The organism is Thioalkalivibrio sp. ALMg11 (assembly GCF_000377905.1).
Taxonomy (GTDB): domain Bacteria; phylum Pseudomonadota; class Gammaproteobacteria; order Ectothiorhodospirales; family Ectothiorhodospiraceae; genus Thioalkalivibrio.
This window is the reverse complement of sequence record NZ_KB898884.1, coordinates 1-15,340: the sequence shown is the minus strand read 5'-3', so window position 1 is coordinate 15,340 and position 15,340 is coordinate 1. Positions and strand designations below refer to the sequence as shown.

The window sequence follows — 15,340 nt, the reverse complement described above, 5'->3', positions numbered from 1 at the left end:
GTGTCCCTGATCAATCCGATCGCGATGGAAGACGGTCTGCGCTTTGCGATCCGCGAAGGCGGCCGCACTGTGGGCGCCGGCGTCGTCGCCAAGATCATCGAGTGATACAGTAGACAAGTTGACAGACCGACCGCGAGAGGCGGCGCCGCGTGCGTCGTCTCTCGTGTTTGTTTCTTGTCGATTCGATTTCTAGGCCAGTAGCTCAATTGGCAGAGCAGCGGTCTCCAAAACCGCAGGTTGGGGGTTCGAGTCCCTCCTGGCCTGCCATCTTCGAGATGGCAGCAGCACCGGGTGATACGTATTCATGAGTGAACAATCGGAACAGACCGGCGTGCTTGATACCGTCAAGCTCGCGGTGGCCGTGGCGCTGCTGATTGCCGGCGTCATGGGCTTTTATTGGTTCCAGGACGAATCCACTCTGATTCGCGTCCTCGGGCTGCTCGCCGTTGTGGGTATCGCCTTGGCGATCGGAATGACGACCGCCAAGGGGAGCCAGCTCGCCGGCTTTATGGGCAACGCGCGCACCGAGGTGCGCAAGATGGTGTGGCCCACCCGCGTAGAGACGACCCAGACCACGCTGATCGTCATTGCCGTCGTGATCCTGGTGGGGATCATGCTCTGGCTCCTGGACATGTTCCTGGGCTGGGGCATCAGTCGGTTCATCGGATAAGCAGCAGGATTTTCCCCATGGCACTACGCTGGTACGTCGTACAGGCATTCTCGGGTTTCGAGGCGCAGGTGAAGCGATCTCTGGAGGAGCGCATCGAGCGCTTCGCCATGCAGGATCACTTTGGCGAAATCCTGGTGCCCACCGAGGAGGTCGTCGAGATGAAGGACGGCCAGAAGCGCAAGAGTGAGCGCAAGTTCTTCCCCGGCTATGTGCTGGTTCAGATGGATCTCAACGACGAGGCCTGGCATCTGGTCAAGGCCGTGCCGCGCGTGCTTGGCTTTATCGGCGGCACTGCGGACCGTCCGGCGCCGATCAGTGACAAGGAAGCCGACGCGATTCTGCAGCGCATGCAGGAAGGCGCCGAGAAGCCGCGTCCAAAGGTGCTGTTCGAGGTGGGCGAGATGGTCCGCGTAATCGACGGCCCGTTCAACGATTTCAATGGCGTGGTCGAAGAAGTCAACTACGACAAGAGTCGCCTGTTGGTGGCAGTTCAGATTTTCGGGCGGTCGACGCCCGTGGAACTCGAGTTCCACCAAGTCGAGAAAACCTGAGACGCGCAAGCGTCATTACCTGTTAATCGGGGAGCCGCAAGGCGTTCGCACCCGAGGGAGTCCTCATGGCAAAGAAAATCGAAGCGTATATCAAGCTTCAGGTGGCGGCCGGCAAGGCCAACCCGAGCCCGCCCGTGGGCCCGGCGCTGGGTCAGCGCGGCGTGAACATCATGGAGTTCTGCAAGGCGTTCAACGCCCAGACCCAGGAAATCGAGCCCGGCCTGCCGATTCCGGTGGTGATCACCGTGTACGCGGACCGTAGCTTTACGTTCATTACCAAGACGCCCCCGGCGGCGGTCCTGCTGAAGAAGGCGGCCGGCATTCAGTCCGGTTCCGGTCAGCCGAACACGAACAAGGTCGGCACCGTGACGCGCGCTCAGCTGGAAGAAATTGCGAAGACCAAGGAACCGGATATGACCGCGGCCGATCTCGATGCCGCCGTGCGTACCATCGCCGGCAGTGCCCGCAGTATGGGTCTCGAAGTGGAGGGTCTCTGACATGGCGAAGCTTTCCAAGCGTATGCAGGCCTACCGCGAGAAGGTTGAGCCGGGTCACCTGTATCCGGTGACGGATGCCTTTGATCTCCTGCGTGAGCTGCCCAAGGCCAAGTTCCGCGAGTCCGTGGACGTTGCCGTGAACCTCGGCGTTGACCCGCGCAAATCCGACCAGGTGGTGCGCGGTTCCACCGTGTTGCCGCATGGCAATGGCAAGACTGTGCGCGTGGCCGTGTTCACCCAGGGCGCAAACGCCGACGCCGCCAAGGAAGCCGGGGCCGATGTCGTCGGCATGGACGACCTTGCCGAACAGGTGAAGGCCGGCCAGATGGACTTCGACGTGGTGATCGCCTCCCCGGATGCGATGCGCGTGGTTGGCCAGCTGGGCCAGATTCTCGGCCCGCGCGGCCTGATGCCGAACCCGAAGGTCGGTACCGTGACCCCCGATGTGGCCACCGCGGTGACCAACGCCAAGGGTGGTCAGGTGCGCTACCGCACCGACAAGGGTGGCATCGTCCACTGCACTATTGGTGCGGCCGATTTCGACACAAAGTCGCTTACCGACAACCTGAACGCCCTGCTGGCCGACCTGCTGAAGATGAAGCCGGCGACCTCCAAGGGGCAGTACGTCAAGGCCGTGGTGGTCTCGACCACCATGGGTCCGGGCGTCAAGGTCGATCAGGGTTCGTTGGAGCTCTAAGCAAGATAATACGGTTTTTGGTCGGCTGTCGCGCAAGCGGCACGCCATCCAAGACCGCAGGCGTCGCGCCCTCGGGTCCGGCTTAATACCTCAGCCTGCGCAGATGGTGTCACCCGATTCAGGAAGTACCTGCGACGGGAGCACCGAAGTGCCGGGTTCGCCCGGTTTCACGATCACCTTTGGGTGGTCTTACTAGAGGAGAGTCAACGTGGCTTTGAATCTCGACGACAAGAAGGCGATTGTCTCGGAGCTGGCTACGGTTGCTGCCTCGGCGCATTCCGCGGTCGCCGCGGAATACCGGGGTCTCTCGGTCGCGCAGATGACCGACCTTCGTCGGAAGGCCCGCAGTACCGGGGTCTATCTGCGGGTGGTGAAGAACAACCTCGCCAAGCGTGCTATTGAGGGTACGGATTTCGCGTGCATGCAGCCCGAGCTGCAGGGTCCGCTGATCCTCGCCTTCAGCGAAGAGGAGCCGAGCTCCGCTGCGCGCCTGGTGAAGGACTTCGCCAAGGAAAACGATCAGCTTAAGGTCCGGCTGGTGTCCTTTGGTGGGGAGCTCATGGGGGCGAACGATATCGATCGCCTCGCGAGCCTGCCGACCCGTGACGAGGCGCTCTCGCAGCTCCTCGCCACCATGAAGGCGCCGCTCGACAAGTTCGCCCGTACGGTGAACGAAGTCCCGGGCAAGCTTGTGCGTACCGTTGCAGCAATCCGTGATCAGAAACAGGCAGCCTGAAGAACCCTTCAAGCCTTTTTCTGCAGCATGTACTGAATGAATTCGGGTACGACCCGTTAGGAGATTAAGAAATGGCCGTTTCAAAAGAAGATATCCTGGAAGCCATCGGCAACATGACGGTCCTGGAGATTGTGGACCTGATCAGCGAGATGGAAGAGAAGTTCGGCGTGTCCGCCGCTGCCGCCGTTGCGGCCGCCCCGGCTGCCGCTGGTGGTGAAGCCGCTGCCGCCGAAGTCAAGGACGACTTCGATGTCGTGATGTCCAGCTTTGGCGAGAACAAGGTTGGCGTCATCAAGGTTGTCCGTGCCCTGACCGGTCTCGGTCTGAAGGAAGCCAAGGAAATGGTCGAAGGCGTGCCGGCGACCGTGAAGGAAGGCGCTCCGAAGGACGAGGCCGAGAAGATGAAGGCGGAGCTGGAAGGCGCGGGCGCCACCGTCGAACTGAAGTAAGAAGGCGCTTGCGCCTGTTGTTTTCGTGTACATCACGAATCCCTGAGGCTGGCGGCCGTTTGGTCGCCAGCCTCAGCCCGTGGTGGCGCGTGTTTTGTCGCGCGTTGTTCAGCTAGCCTCCGAGGTAAGCCATGGCCCTCAGTTATACCGAAAAGAAACGTATCCGCAAGGACTTCGGGAAGCGTCCCCAGATCCTCGAAGTCCCGTACCTGCTGGAAACCCAGCTGACCTCCTATCGGGATTTCCTGCAGGCGGACCGAGCGTCCGACGGGCGGGATCCGATGGGCCTGCATGCGGCGTTTCAGTCGGTTTTCCCCATCGTCAGTTATTCCGGTCATGTCCAGCTCGAGTATGTGAGCTATCGCCTGGGCGAACCGATGTTCGACGTGAAGGAATGCCAGATCCGTGGCGTGACCTATGCGGCCCCGCTGCGTGTCCTCTTGCGCCTGGTGATTCACGACAAGGAGGCCCCGGCAGGCTCCACCGTGGTCAAGGAGGTCAAGGAGCAAGAGGTGTACATGGGCGAAATGCCGCTCATGACCGAGAACGGCACCTTTGTCATCAACGGTACCGAGCGCGTGATCGTGTCGCAGTTGCATCGCTCGCCGGGCGTGTTCTTCGACAGCGACAAGGGCAAGACCCAGGGCAGCGCACAGAAGCTGCTTTATAACGCCCGTATTATTCCGTACCGCGGCTCCTGGCTCGACTTCGAGTTCGATGCCAAGGACGGGGTCTTTGTGCGCATCGACCGTCGCCGCAAGCTTCCGGCGTCGATCCTGCTGCGTGCACTGGGCATGGATACCGAAGAGATCCTGACCACCTTTTTCGATTTCAATCGGCTCACCCTCGACGATGACGGTGGCGAGCTGGACCTGATCCCCGAGCGCATGCGCGGCGAGACCGCGGTCGTCGACATTACCGATGGCGAAACCGTCATTGTCGAGGCCGGGCGGCGTATTACGCCGCGCCATATCCGGGAGATCGAGAAGGCCGGCATCAACACCCTGCGGGTGCCGGACGAATACCTGCTGGGTCGTGTGCTGGCCAAGGGCGTGGTGGACGAGTCCACTGGCGAGCTGATCGCCAATGCCAATGACGCCCTGACCCAGGAGATGCTGGACAAACTGCGCGCCGAGGGCGTGAAGTCCCTGGACACCATCTACACCAATGACTACGACCACGGTCCGTACATGTCGGATACCCTGCGTCTGGACCCGACCAAGACGCAGCTGGAGGCCCAGGTCGAGATCTACCGCGTGATGCGCCCGGGCGAGCCGCCGACCAAGGACGCCGCGGAGAACCTGTTCTCCAACCTGTTCTTCTCGGAAGATCGCTACGACCTTTCCGCCGTGGGCCGGATGAAGTTCAACCGCCGCGTGGGTCGTGATACCGACGAGGGCGCAGGCGTGCTGTCGCCGGAAGACATCCTGGATGTCCTGAAGGTACTGATTGACCTGCGTAACGGCAACGGCCGTACCGATGATATTGACCATCTGGGCAACCGCCGCATCCGCAGCGTGGGCGAGATGGCCGAGAACCAGTTCCGCCTGGGTCTGGTGCGCGTCGAGCGCGCGGTCAAGGAGCGTCTCACCGTCGCCGAGAGCGAAGGCCTGATGCCGCAGGAGCTGATCAATGCCAAGCCGGTGGCCGCAGCGGTCAAGGAATTCTTCGGCTCTAGCCAGCTGTCGCAGTTCATGGACCAGAACAACCCGCTGTCCGAGGTCACGCACAAGCGGCGTATCTCGGCCCTGGGTCCGGGTGGTCTGACCCGGGAGCGTGCCGGTTTCGAGGTGCGCGACGTGCACCCGACGCATTACGGTCGCGTCTGCCCGATCGAGACCCCGGAAGGCCCGAACATCGGCCTGATCAACTCGCTGGCCGTGTATGCCCGCACCAACCGCTACGGCTTCCTGGAGACGCCGTATCGCAAGGTCGAAGAGGGCAAGGTGACCGAGGAGATCGTCTATCTCTCCGCGATCGAAGAGAGCCAGTACGTGATCGCCCAGGCGAACGCGGCGATGGACGAGGAAGGTCGCCTGAGTGATGACCTCGTATCCTGCCGTCACCAGGAGGAGTTCACGATCTCGTCGCCGGACAAGATCCAGTACATGGACGTCTCGCCGAAGCAGATCGTGTCGGTGGCCGCCGCGTTGCTGCCATTCCTGGAGCATGACGATGCCAACCGCGCGCTGATGGGCGCGAACATGCAGCGTCAGGCCGTGCCGTGCCTGCGGGCTGACAAGCCGCTGGTGGGTACCGGTATCGAGCGCGCCGTTGCGATCGACTCCGGATCCGCCATCGTCGCCAAGCGCGGCGGTGCCGTGGACTCGGTGGACGCCGGTCGTGTGGTGGTCCGCGTTAACGACGACGAAACCGTCGCTGGCGAGCCGGGCGTGGACATCTACAACCTGACCAAATATACCCGTTCCAACCAGAACACCTCCATCAACCAGCGTCCGCTGGTCGCTGTGGGCGACGAGATCGCCCGCGGTGATGCGATTGCCGACGGTTCGTCCACGGACCTGGGCGAACTGGCGCTGGGGCAGAACATGATGGTCGCGTTCATGCCCTGGAATGGCTACAACTTCGAGGATTCGATTCTGATCTCGGAGCGCGTGGTGCAGGAGGATCGTTACACCACGATCCATATCGAAGAGCTCAACTGTGTCGCCCGTGACACCAAGCTGGGCCAGGAAGAGATCACCGCGGATATCCCGAATGTCTCCGAGTCGCTGCTGAACAAGCTGGACGAGTCCGGCGTGGTCTATGTCGGCGCCGAGGTGAACCCGGGTGACATCCTGGTCGGCAAGGTCACGCCCAAGGGCGAGACCCAGCTCACTCCGGAAGAGAAGCTCCTGAGGGCGATCTTTGGCGAGAAGGCATCGGACGTGAAGGACACCTCCCTGCGTGTGCCGTCCGGCATCGAGGGGACGGTGATCGACGTGCGCGTCTTCACCCGCGACGGCGTGGAGAAAGACGCCCGCGCACGGTCGATCGAGGCCGACGACCTCGCCGCGGTGCAGAAGGACTTGAAGGACCAGCTGCGCATCTACGAGGACGACATCTTCGCCCGCGTCGAGCGGCTGCTGGTCAACAAGACCGCCGCCGGTGGCCCGGATGGCCTGGGTGATGGTTCCAAGGTGACGAAGAAGTATCTGCAGGGCCTTTCCCGCGACAAGTGGTTCGAGGTCCGCCTGCAGGACGACGCGGTCAACAGCCAGCTGGAAGACCTGGGTCGCCAGATCAAGGATCAGCACGAGGCGTTCGAGAAGAAATTCGAACACCAGAAGGCCAAGCTCGCCGCCGGCGATGATCTGCCGCCGGGCGTGCAGAAGATGGTCAAGGTCTACGTTGCCGTGAAACGCCGCCTGCAGCCGGGCGACAAGATGGCCGGTCGTCACGGGAACAAGGGCGTGATCTCGATGATCGTGCCGGAAGAGGACATGCCGTTCCTCGAGGACGGCACCCCGGTGGACGTGGTGCTGAACCCGTTGGGCGTGCCCTCGCGCATGAACGTCGGCCAGGTGCTTGAAGTGCACCTGGGCTGGGCCGCCAAGGGCCTGGGCGACAAGATCAACCGCATGCTGGAGGCGCAGGCGGAGATCGCGAAGCTGCGGGAGTTCCTCGACAGGATCTACAACAACCGCGAGCGCAAGGTGGACCTCGACTCCATGTCGGACCCCGAGATCATCACCCTGTGCCGGAACCTGCGCCGCGGCGTGCCGATGGCGACGCCGGTGTTCGACGGTGCCGAAGAGGCCGAGATCAAGGAGATGCTGCGTCTGGCCGACTTGCCGGAAACGGGGCAAGCCCAGTTGTACGACGGCCGCACCGGGGATGGATTCGATCGTCCGGTGACCGTGGGCTACATGCATATGCTGAAGCTGAACCACCTGGTGGACGACAAGATGCATGCGCGCTCCACCGGGCCGTATTCGCTGGTTACCCAGCAGCCGCTGGGCGGCAAGGCGCAGTTCGGCGGTCAGCGCTTCGGCGAAATGGAGGTCTGGGCACTGGAGGCCTACGGCGCCGCCTACACCCTGCAGGAAATGCTGACGGTGAAGGCGGACGACGTGCAGGGCCGCAACAAGATGTACAAGAACATCGTTGACGGTGAGCACCACATGGAGGCCAACGTCCCCGAGTCGTTCAACGTGCTCATGAAGGAGATCAAGGCGCTCGGCATCAATATCGAGCTCGAGCAGGACTGATCTTCTCCGATCCGATTGTGATCCGACGGGGCGCAGTGCGCCCCTCGAAACCAAGTTTGTGAGGCAAGCGAATGAAAGACCTCCTGAATCTGTTCAAGCAACAGACCCAGCCGGAAGAGTTCGATGCGATCCGCATCGGTCTTGCGTCCCCGGACCAGATCCGTTCCTGGTCCTTTGGCGAGGTGAAGAAGCCGGAAACCATCAATTACCGGACCTTCAAGCCGGAACGTGACGGCCTGTTCTGCGCGAAGATCTTCGGGCCGGTGAAGGACTATGAGTGCCTGTGCGGCAAGTACAAGCGCCTGAAGCATCGCGGCGTTGTGTGCGAGAAGTGCGGCGTCGAGGTCACCCAGACCAAGGTGCGGCGCGAGCGCATGGGCCATATCGATCTGGCCTCCCCGGTTGCCCACATCTGGTACCTGAAGAGCTTGCCGTCCCGTATTGGCCTGCTGCTCGACATGACCCTGAAGGACATCGAGAAGGTCCTGTACTTCGAGTCCTTCATCGTGACCGATCCTGGCTTCACCACGCTGGAGAAACGCCAGCTCCTGACCGACGAGGAATACCTCGAGGCGATGGAGGAGCACGGTGATGACTTCACCGCGCTGATGGGCGCGGAGGCCGTGCTGAGCCTGTTGAAGGAAATGGATCTGCCGGCCGAGGCCACGAAGCTGCGCCAGGACCTGACCGAGACCGGTTCCGAGACCAAGATCAAGCGCTTTGGCAAGCGGCTCAAGCTGGTCGAAGCCTTCCTCGATTCCGGCAACAAGCCGGAGTGGATGATCATGAAGGTCCTGCCGGTGCTGCCGCCGGACCTGCGCCCGTTGGTGCCGCTGGACGGCGGCCGGTTCGCGACCTCCGACCTGAACGATCTGTACCGTCGGGTGATCAACCGCAACAACCGTCTGCGTCGCCTGCTGGAGCTGAACGCCCCGGACATCATCGTGCGCAACGAAAAGCGCATGCTGCAGGAGTCCGTGGACGCGCTGCTGGACAACGGCCGTCGCGGCCGTGCCATCACCGGTACCAACAAGCGCCCGCTGAAGTCCCTGGCCGACATGATCAAGGGCAAGCAGGGGCGTTTCCGCCAGAACCTGCTGGGCAAGCGTGTCGACTACTCCGGTCGTTCCGTGATCGTGGTTGGACCGACCCTGCGTCTGCACCAGTGCGGCCTTCCCAAGCGCATGGCGCTGGAGCTGTTCAAGCCGTTCATCTTCGGCAAGCTGCAGCGCCGTGGTCTCGCGACCACCATCAAGGCCGCCAAGAAGGCGGTGGAGAAGGAAGGTCCCGAGGTCTGGGATATCCTGGAAGAGGTGATCCGCGAGCACCCGGTCATGCTGAACCGCGCACCGACCCTGCATCGCCTGGGTATCCAGGCGTTCGAGCCGGTATTGATCGAAGGTAAGGCTATCCAGCTGCACCCGCTGGTCTGCGCCGCGTTCAACGCGGACTTTGACGGTGACCAGATGGCCGTGCACGTGCCGCTGTCGCTGGAGGCCCAGCTTGAGGCGCGCACGCTGATGCTGTCCTCCAACAACGTGCTGTCCCCGGCCAACGGCGAGCCGATCATCGTGCCGTCGCAGGACATCGTCCTCGGTTTGTACTACCTGTCGCGCGAGAAGGTGAACGCGAAGGGCGAGGGCATGACCTTCGCCGACGTGGACGAAGTCCACCGCGCCTACGAGCACAAGCTGGTGGATCTGCACGCGCGCGTTACCGTGCGTATTGGCGACACCATGGCCGAGGTCGGCGAGGGCGAGAGCCTGCCGTACCTGCGCCTGGAGACCACCGTGGGTCGCGCGATCCTGTCGCGCATCATGCCCAAGGGCCTGCCGTTCGAGCTGATCGACCGCGAGCTGAACAAGAAGGCGATCTCCGGGCTCATCAACCAGTGCTATCGCCGCCTGGGTCTGAAGGACACGGTGGTGTTCGCGGACCAGCTGATGTATGCGGGCTTCTACTACTCCACCCGAGCCGGCGTGTCGTTCTGCGCCGACGACATGGTGATTCCGGACGAGAAGCAGCCAATCCTGCAGGGCGCCGAAGAGCAGGTGAAGGAGATCGAAAACCAGTACGCCTCGGGTCTCGTGACCAAGGGCGAGCGCTACAACAAGGTTGTGGATATCTGGTCGCACTGTAATGACCAGGTCGCCAAGGCCATGATGGAGCGCCTCGGCAAGGAGAAGGTCGTCAACAAGGACGGCGAGACAGTCGAGCAGAACTCGTTCAACTCGATCTTCATGATGGCCGACTCTGGTGCGCGTGGCTCTGCCGCGCAGATTCGCCAGCTGGCCGGCATGCGTGGCCTGATGGCCAAGCCGGACGGCTCGATCATCGAGACGCCGATCACCGCGAACTTCCGCGAGGGTCTGAACGTACTGCAGTACTTTATCTCGACCCACGGTGCGCGTAAGGGCCTGGCCGATACCGCGCTCAAGACCGCGAACTCGGGCTACCTGACCCGCCGCCTGGTGGACGTCTCCCAGGATGTGGTGGTGACCCAGCCCGATTGCGGGACCCAGCAGGGCCTGCAGATGAAGCCGATCATCGAGGGTGGCGACGTGGTCGAGCCGTTGCGCGACCGCGTGCTCGGCCGGACCACAGCGGTGGATGTGCTGCGCCCGGGGACCGATGAGGTATTGATCCCGGCCGGCACACTGCTGGACGAGGCCATGGTGGACTCCCTGGACGCCGCTTCGGTGGACGAAGTGATGGTGCGTTCCGCGATTACCTGCGAGACCCGCCAGGGTATCTGTGCCAAGTGCTACGGTCGCGACCTGGCGCGTGGTCACGAGGTCAACGCCGGCGAGGCCGTGGGCGTCATCGCCGCGCAGTCGATCGGCGAGCCGGGCACCCAGCTGACGATGCGTACCTTCCACATCGGCGGGGCCGCGAGCCGTGCCGTGACCGTCAGTGCGATCCAGGTGAAGAGTTCCGGCGCCGTCCGTCTGCACAACCTGAAGACGGTGACCAACAAGGCCGGCAATCTGGTCGCGGTCTCGCGCTCCGGCGAGCTGGGCGTGATCGACGACCAGGGTCGCGAGCGGGAACGCTACAAGATTCCCTACGGCGCGCTCATCACGGTCCACGACAGCGATGCCGTCGAGGCTGGTCAGGAAGTCGCGACCTGGGATCCGCATACCCATCCGATCGTCACCGAGGTGGCCGGTAACCTGCGTCTGGCGGACTTCGTCGAGAACGTGACGGTCACCAAGGAGACCGATGAGTTCACCGGCCTGTCGTCCAACGTGGTCCTGGATCCGAAGAGCCGCTCGACTGCGGGCAAGGATCTGCGCCCAACGGTCAAGCTGCTGGACGATGACGGCAACGAGGTGTACATCCCGGGGACCGACATGCCCGCGCAGTACATGCTGCCGGCCAATGCGATCTTCAACCTGGAGGACAACGCCCGGGTCGAGGTGGGTGATGTCATTGCCCGCCTGCCGCAGGAATCCTCCAAGACGCGTGACATCACGGGTGGTCTGCCGCGTGTGGCCGACTTGTTCGAGGCGCGGCGTCCCAAGGAGCCGGCGGTGCTGGCGGAGATCTCGGGCACCGTGTCCTTCGGCAAGGAGACCAAGGGCAAGCAGCGTCTGGTGATCACCCCGGACAGGGGTGACCCGGTCGAGATGATGATTCACAAGCTGCGTACGGTGAACGTGTTCGAGGGTGAGCGCGTCGAGCGTGGCGAGGTCGTGGTCGACGGTGAGCTGGATCCGCATGACATCATCCGTCTGCGCGGTGTCACCACCCTGGCCGAATACCAGGTCCAGGAGATCCAGGACGTTTACCGTCTGCAGGGTGTGAAGATCAACGACAAGCACATCGAGGTGATCGTCCGCCAGATGATGCGCAAGGTGAACATCGAGGACGCCGGTGATACCAAGTTCCTCGCCGGGGACCAGGTGGATCGCATTCGCGTCCTCGAGGAGAACGAGCAGCTGGGTGCCGACAAGCGCCCGGCAACCTACGAGCGCGTGCTCCTGGGTATCACCAAGGCCTCGCTGGTGACCGAGTCGTTCATCTCTGCGGCCTCCTTCCAGGAGACTACCCGCGTGCTGACCGAGGCCTCGACCCGCGGTGCGCGTGACGACCTGCGCGGCTTGAAGGAAAACGTGATCGTCGGACGCCTGATCCCCGCCGGGACGGGCCTCGCCTATCACAAGGAACGTCGCCGCAAGCGCGCACTGGAAATGCCCGAGTTCGAGACGGTCGAGGAGGCGCCGGCGGTTATCGCCGACTCCGAACCGGCCACTACTGACCCGGGTACCACGGAAGACGGGTCCAAGTGACCCGTCCCACCTTGACACTCACTGGAGCGGCGATTAGACTTCCGCTCCCTCGACAGGCCGGTCTCGGCGCCGGCCTGTCGTTATTTTTAGGCTAGGAGAAAGGGTTTCATGGCCACGATCAACCAGTTGGTACGCAAGCCCCGCAAGCGCCCCGTCGAAAAGAGCGACGTGCCGGCGCTGCAGGGTTCCCCGCAGAAGCGCGGGGTCTGCACCCGTGTCTACACGACCACCCCGAAGAAGCCGAACTCCGCGCTGCGCAAGGTTGCGCGCGTGCGGCTGACCAACGGCTACGAAGTGAGTAGCTACATCGGCGGGGAAGGCCACAACCTGCAGGAGCACTCGGTGGTCCTGATTCGTGGCGGTCGTGTAAAGGATCTCCCGGGTGTGCGCTACCACACGGTGCGCGGCAGCCTGGATACCCAGGGCGTGCAAAAGCGCATGCAGGGCCGGTCCAAATACGGCACCAAGCGTCCCAAATCCTAACCCTGATCCAGTCCGGGAACTGAAACATGTCTAGAAGAGCAGCAGCCCCCAAGCGTCACATCCTCCCCGACCCGAAGTTCGGAAGCGAGCGCCTGGCCAAGTTCATCAACACGGTCATGCGAGACGGCAAGAAGTCCGTCGCCGAGCAGGTCGTGTATGGCGCCCTGGACCAGATCGAGTCCAAGCAGGGCGACGGGATGGGTGCGCTGGAGCGCGCCCTGGACAACATTCGTCCGCGCGTCGAGGTGAAGTCCCGCCGCGTCGGCGGTGCGACCTACCAGGTTCCGGTGGAAGTGCGCTCGGTCCGGCAGGATGCGCTGGCCATGCGCTGGGTGGTCGAGGCCGCCCGCAAGCGGGGCGAACGCACCATGGCCCTGAAGCTGGCCGGCGAACTGATGGACGCCTCGGACAGCAAGGGCTCGGCCGTCAAGAAGCGCGAAGACACTCACCGCATGGCGGAAGCGAACAAAGCGTTCGCCCACTTCCGCTGGTAAACCAGATTTAGAGAGGCTCACCGTGGCACGCAAGACACCACTGAAGCGCTACCGGAATATCGGGATCAGCGCGCATATCGACGCCGGCAAGACGACGACGACCGAGCGCATCCTGTTTTATACCGGTCTGTCGCACAAGATCGGCGAGGTGCATGACGGCGCCGCCACGATGGACTGGATGGAGCAGGAGCAGGAGCGCGGGATCACCATCACATCCGCGGCGACCACCAGCTTCTGGTCCGGCATGGCCAAGCAGTTCGACGAGCATCGGGTGAATATCATCGATACTCCCGGGCACGTGGACTTCACCATCGAGGTCGAGCGTTCCATGCGCGTGCTCGACGGTGCGGTGATGGTGTACTGCGCAGTGGGCGGTGTGCAGCCGCAGTCCGAGACGGTCTGGCGGCAGGCCACCAAATACGCCGTGCCGCGTCTCGCGTTTGTCAACAAGATGGACCGCGCCGGTGCCGACTTCCTGCGCGTCTACGAGCAGATGAAGGAGCGGCTGCAGGCCAACCCGGTGCCGATCCAGCTGCCGATTGGTGCCGAGGACCAGTTCAAGGGTGTGATCGACCTGGTCAAGATGCAGGCGATCTACTGGGACGAAGAGAACTTCGGTATCAGCTTTGAGTACAAGGACATCCCCGATGACCTGAGGGCCGAAGCCGACACGTGGCGCGAGAATATGCTCGAGGCCGCCGCCGAGGCGAACGAAGAGCTGATGGACAAGTACCTCAACGAGGGCGACCTCAGCGAGGAAGAAGTCAAGTCGGCCCTGCGTCAGCGGACCCTCGCGCTCGAGATTGTCCCGATGCTGTGTGGCTCGGCGTTCAAGAACAAGGGTGTCCAGGCAATGCTGGACGCGGTCGTCGAATACCTGCCCTCTCCGGAGGAGGTCAAGGCGATCAAGGGCGTGAAAGCAGGCACCGACGAGTCGGTCGCCAAGCACGCTTCGGACGACGAGCCGTTTGCGGCGCTGGCGTTCAAGATCATGACCGACCCCTACGTGGGTTCGCTGACCTTCGTGCGCGTCTATTCGGGCGTGCTGGCGGCGGGTGACTCGGTGCTGAATACGCAAAACAACCGCCGCGAGCGGATTGGGCGTATCCTGCAGATGCACTCCAACTCCCGTGAGGAGATCAAGGAGCTGCGTGCAGGCGACATCGGCGCGGTGGTCGGGCTGAAGGATCTGTACACGGGTACTACGCTGTGTGACCCGAATGACCCGGTCGAGCTCGAACGCATGGAATTCCCGGAGCCGGTGATCTCTATCGCGGTCGAACCGAAGACCAAGACCGACCAGGAAAAGATGGGCATTGCGCTGAACAAGCTGGCGCAGGAGGATCCGTCTTTCAAGGTCCATACCGACGAAGAGTCTGGTCAGACCATCATCTCGGGCATGGGCGAGCTCCATCTCGAAGTGCTGGTTGACCGCATGAAGCGCGAGTTCAAGGTCGAAGCCAACGTCGGCCAGCCGCAGGTTGCCTACCGCGAGACCATCCGCAAGACGGTCGAGCAGGAAGGGAAGTTTGTGCGGCAGTCGGGCGGTCGCGGGCAGTACGGTCACGTGTGGCTGCGTCTCGAGCCGCTGGAACCCGGTAGCGGGTATCACTTCGAGAACGCCGTCGTGGGCGGCGTGGTGCCCAAGGACTACATCCCGGCGGTCAACAAGGGCGTCGCGGAACAGATGTCCAATGGCGTGCTCGCGGGCTATCCGGTCGAAGACGTGAAGGTGACGTTGTTTGACGGCTCCTACCACGACGTTGACTCCAACGAGATGGCGTTCAAGGTTGCCGGGTCCATGGCCTTCAAGGAAGGTGCGCTGAAGGCTGGCGCCGTGCTCCTCGAGCCCATGATGAAGGTCGAAGTCGAGACACCCGAAGAGTACATGGGCGACGTGATGGGCGATCTCAATCGCCGTCGTGGGCTGGTGAAGGGCATGGAAGACATCGCCGGGCAGAAGTTGCTGCGGGCCGAGGTTCCGCTGTCCGAGATGTTCGGCTACTCGACCCAGTTGCGCTCGATGAGTCAGGGTCGCGCGACCTACTCGATGGAATTCGAGAAGTACGCCGAGGCCCCCGCGCAGATCGCCGAGGCGGTTGCCGCCAAGGCGTCCTGATCCCGAATTCGCGTTATTTGAAAGAACTGTAAAGAGGTTTGAGCTGTGTCCAAGGAAAAGTTCGAGCGTAAGAAGCCGCATGTGAATGTGGGTACGATTGGTCATGTGGACCATGGGAAAACGACGCTGACGGCGGCGATG

Annotated in this window: 12 protein-coding genes, 1 tRNA gene and 1 pseudogene; all 14 read left to right on the top strand. The window is 62.7% G+C overall.

Features of this window, described 5'->3' with window-relative positions:
• Positions 1–105: pseudogene (locus D578_RS15785) on the top strand (elongation factor Tu); the annotation flags it as partial.
• Positions 106–191: 86 nt separating this feature from the next.
• Positions 192–267: transfer RNA gene (locus D578_RS0114545), tRNA-Trp, on the top strand.
• 37 nt (positions 268–304) lie between these two features.
• Entirely contained in the window at positions 305–670 is a 366-nt protein-coding gene (gene secE / locus D578_RS0114540) for a preprotein translocase subunit SecE (RefSeq protein ID WP_018950653.1), read from the top strand.
• A 17-nt stretch (positions 671–687) separates the two neighbouring features.
• The gene (nusG, locus tag D578_RS0114535) at positions 688–1,221 is read left to right on the top strand and encodes a transcription termination/antitermination protein NusG (protein WP_018950652.1); all 534 of its coding nucleotides are present in this window, start codon (positions 688–690) and stop codon (positions 1,219–1,221) included.
• A gap of 65 nt (positions 1,222–1,286) precedes the next feature.
• Complete coding sequence (gene rplK / locus D578_RS0114530) at positions 1,287–1,718, top strand: 50S ribosomal protein L11 (RefSeq protein ID WP_018950651.1); 432 nt, start codon at positions 1,287–1,289, stop codon at positions 1,716–1,718.
• Position 1,719: 1 nt separating this feature from the next.
• Positions 1,720–2,415 carry a 50S ribosomal protein L1 gene (rplA, locus tag D578_RS0114525; RefSeq protein ID WP_018950650.1) on the top strand — a complete coding sequence of 232 codons (696 nt, stop codon included), beginning with the start codon at positions 1,720–1,722 and terminating at the stop codon, positions 2,413–2,415.
• 214 nt (positions 2,416–2,629) lie between these two features.
• The gene (rplJ, locus tag D578_RS0114520) at positions 2,630–3,151 is read left to right on the top strand and encodes a 50S ribosomal protein L10 (RefSeq protein WP_026289375.1); all 522 of its coding nucleotides are present in this window, start codon (positions 2,630–2,632) and stop codon (positions 3,149–3,151) included.
• Between the two features lie 71 nt (positions 3,152–3,222).
• Positions 3,223–3,600 carry a 50S ribosomal protein L7/L12 gene (gene rplL / locus D578_RS0114515; protein WP_018950648.1) on the top strand — a complete coding sequence of 126 codons (378 nt, stop codon included), beginning with the start codon at positions 3,223–3,225 and terminating at the stop codon, positions 3,598–3,600.
• Between the two features lie 131 nt (positions 3,601–3,731).
• Complete coding sequence (gene rpoB / locus D578_RS0114510; protein WP_018950647.1) at positions 3,732–7,811, top strand: DNA-directed RNA polymerase subunit beta; 4,080 nt, start codon at positions 3,732–3,734, stop codon at positions 7,809–7,811.
• A 71-nt stretch (positions 7,812–7,882) separates the two neighbouring features.
• Positions 7,883–12,103: a DNA-directed RNA polymerase subunit beta' gene (rpoC, locus tag D578_RS0114505; protein ID WP_018950646.1), complete on the top strand. Its 4,221-nt coding sequence runs from the start codon at positions 7,883–7,885 to the stop codon at positions 12,101–12,103.
• Positions 12,104–12,211: 108 nt separating this feature from the next.
• Positions 12,212–12,586, top strand: coding sequence for a 30S ribosomal protein S12 (rpsL, locus tag D578_RS0114500; RefSeq protein WP_018143873.1), 375 nt, complete (start codon positions 12,212–12,214; stop codon positions 12,584–12,586).
• A gap of 26 nt (positions 12,587–12,612) precedes the next feature.
• Positions 12,613–13,080, top strand: coding sequence for a 30S ribosomal protein S7 (gene rpsG / locus D578_RS0114495; RefSeq protein ID WP_018143874.1), 468 nt, complete (start codon positions 12,613–12,615; stop codon positions 13,078–13,080).
• A gap of 22 nt (positions 13,081–13,102) precedes the next feature.
• On the top strand, positions 13,103–15,199 hold the full coding sequence (gene fusA, locus D578_RS0114490; RefSeq protein WP_018950645.1) for an elongation factor G: 2,097 nt from the start codon (positions 13,103–13,105) through the stop codon (positions 15,197–15,199).
• Positions 15,200–15,244: 45 nt separating this feature from the next.
• Positions 15,245–15,340, top strand: a 96-nt coding sequence (locus tag D578_RS15070; RefSeq protein ID WP_018137563.1) for a GTP-binding protein, incomplete at its 3' end; no start/stop codon positions are given.

Bases quoted from the DNA above. Each gene is read 5' to 3' on its own strand.
- secE (WP_018950653.1), top strand. From the start codon at position 305: ATGAGTGAACAATCGGAACAGACCGGCGTGCTTGATACCGTCAAGCTC.
- nusG (WP_018950652.1), top strand. From the start codon at position 688: ATGGCACTACGCTGGTACGTCGTACAGGCATTCTCGGGTTTCGAGGCG.
- rplK (WP_018950651.1), top strand. From the start codon at position 1,287: ATGGCAAAGAAAATCGAAGCGTATATCAAGCTTCAGGTGGCGGCCGGC.
- rplA (WP_018950650.1), top strand. From the start codon at position 1,720: ATGGCGAAGCTTTCCAAGCGTATGCAGGCCTACCGCGAGAAGGTTGAG.
- rplL (WP_018950648.1), top strand. From the start codon at position 3,223: ATGGCCGTTTCAAAAGAAGATATCCTGGAAGCCATCGGCAACATGACG.
- rpoB (WP_018950647.1), top strand. From the start codon at position 3,732: ATGGCCCTCAGTTATACCGAAAAGAAACGTATCCGCAAGGACTTCGGG.
- rpoC (WP_018950646.1), top strand. From the start codon at position 7,883: ATGAAAGACCTCCTGAATCTGTTCAAGCAACAGACCCAGCCGGAAGAG.
- rpsL (WP_018143873.1), top strand. From the start codon at position 12,212: ATGGCCACGATCAACCAGTTGGTACGCAAGCCCCGCAAGCGCCCCGTC.
- rpsG (WP_018143874.1), top strand. From the start codon at position 12,613: ATGTCTAGAAGAGCAGCAGCCCCCAAGCGTCACATCCTCCCCGACCCG.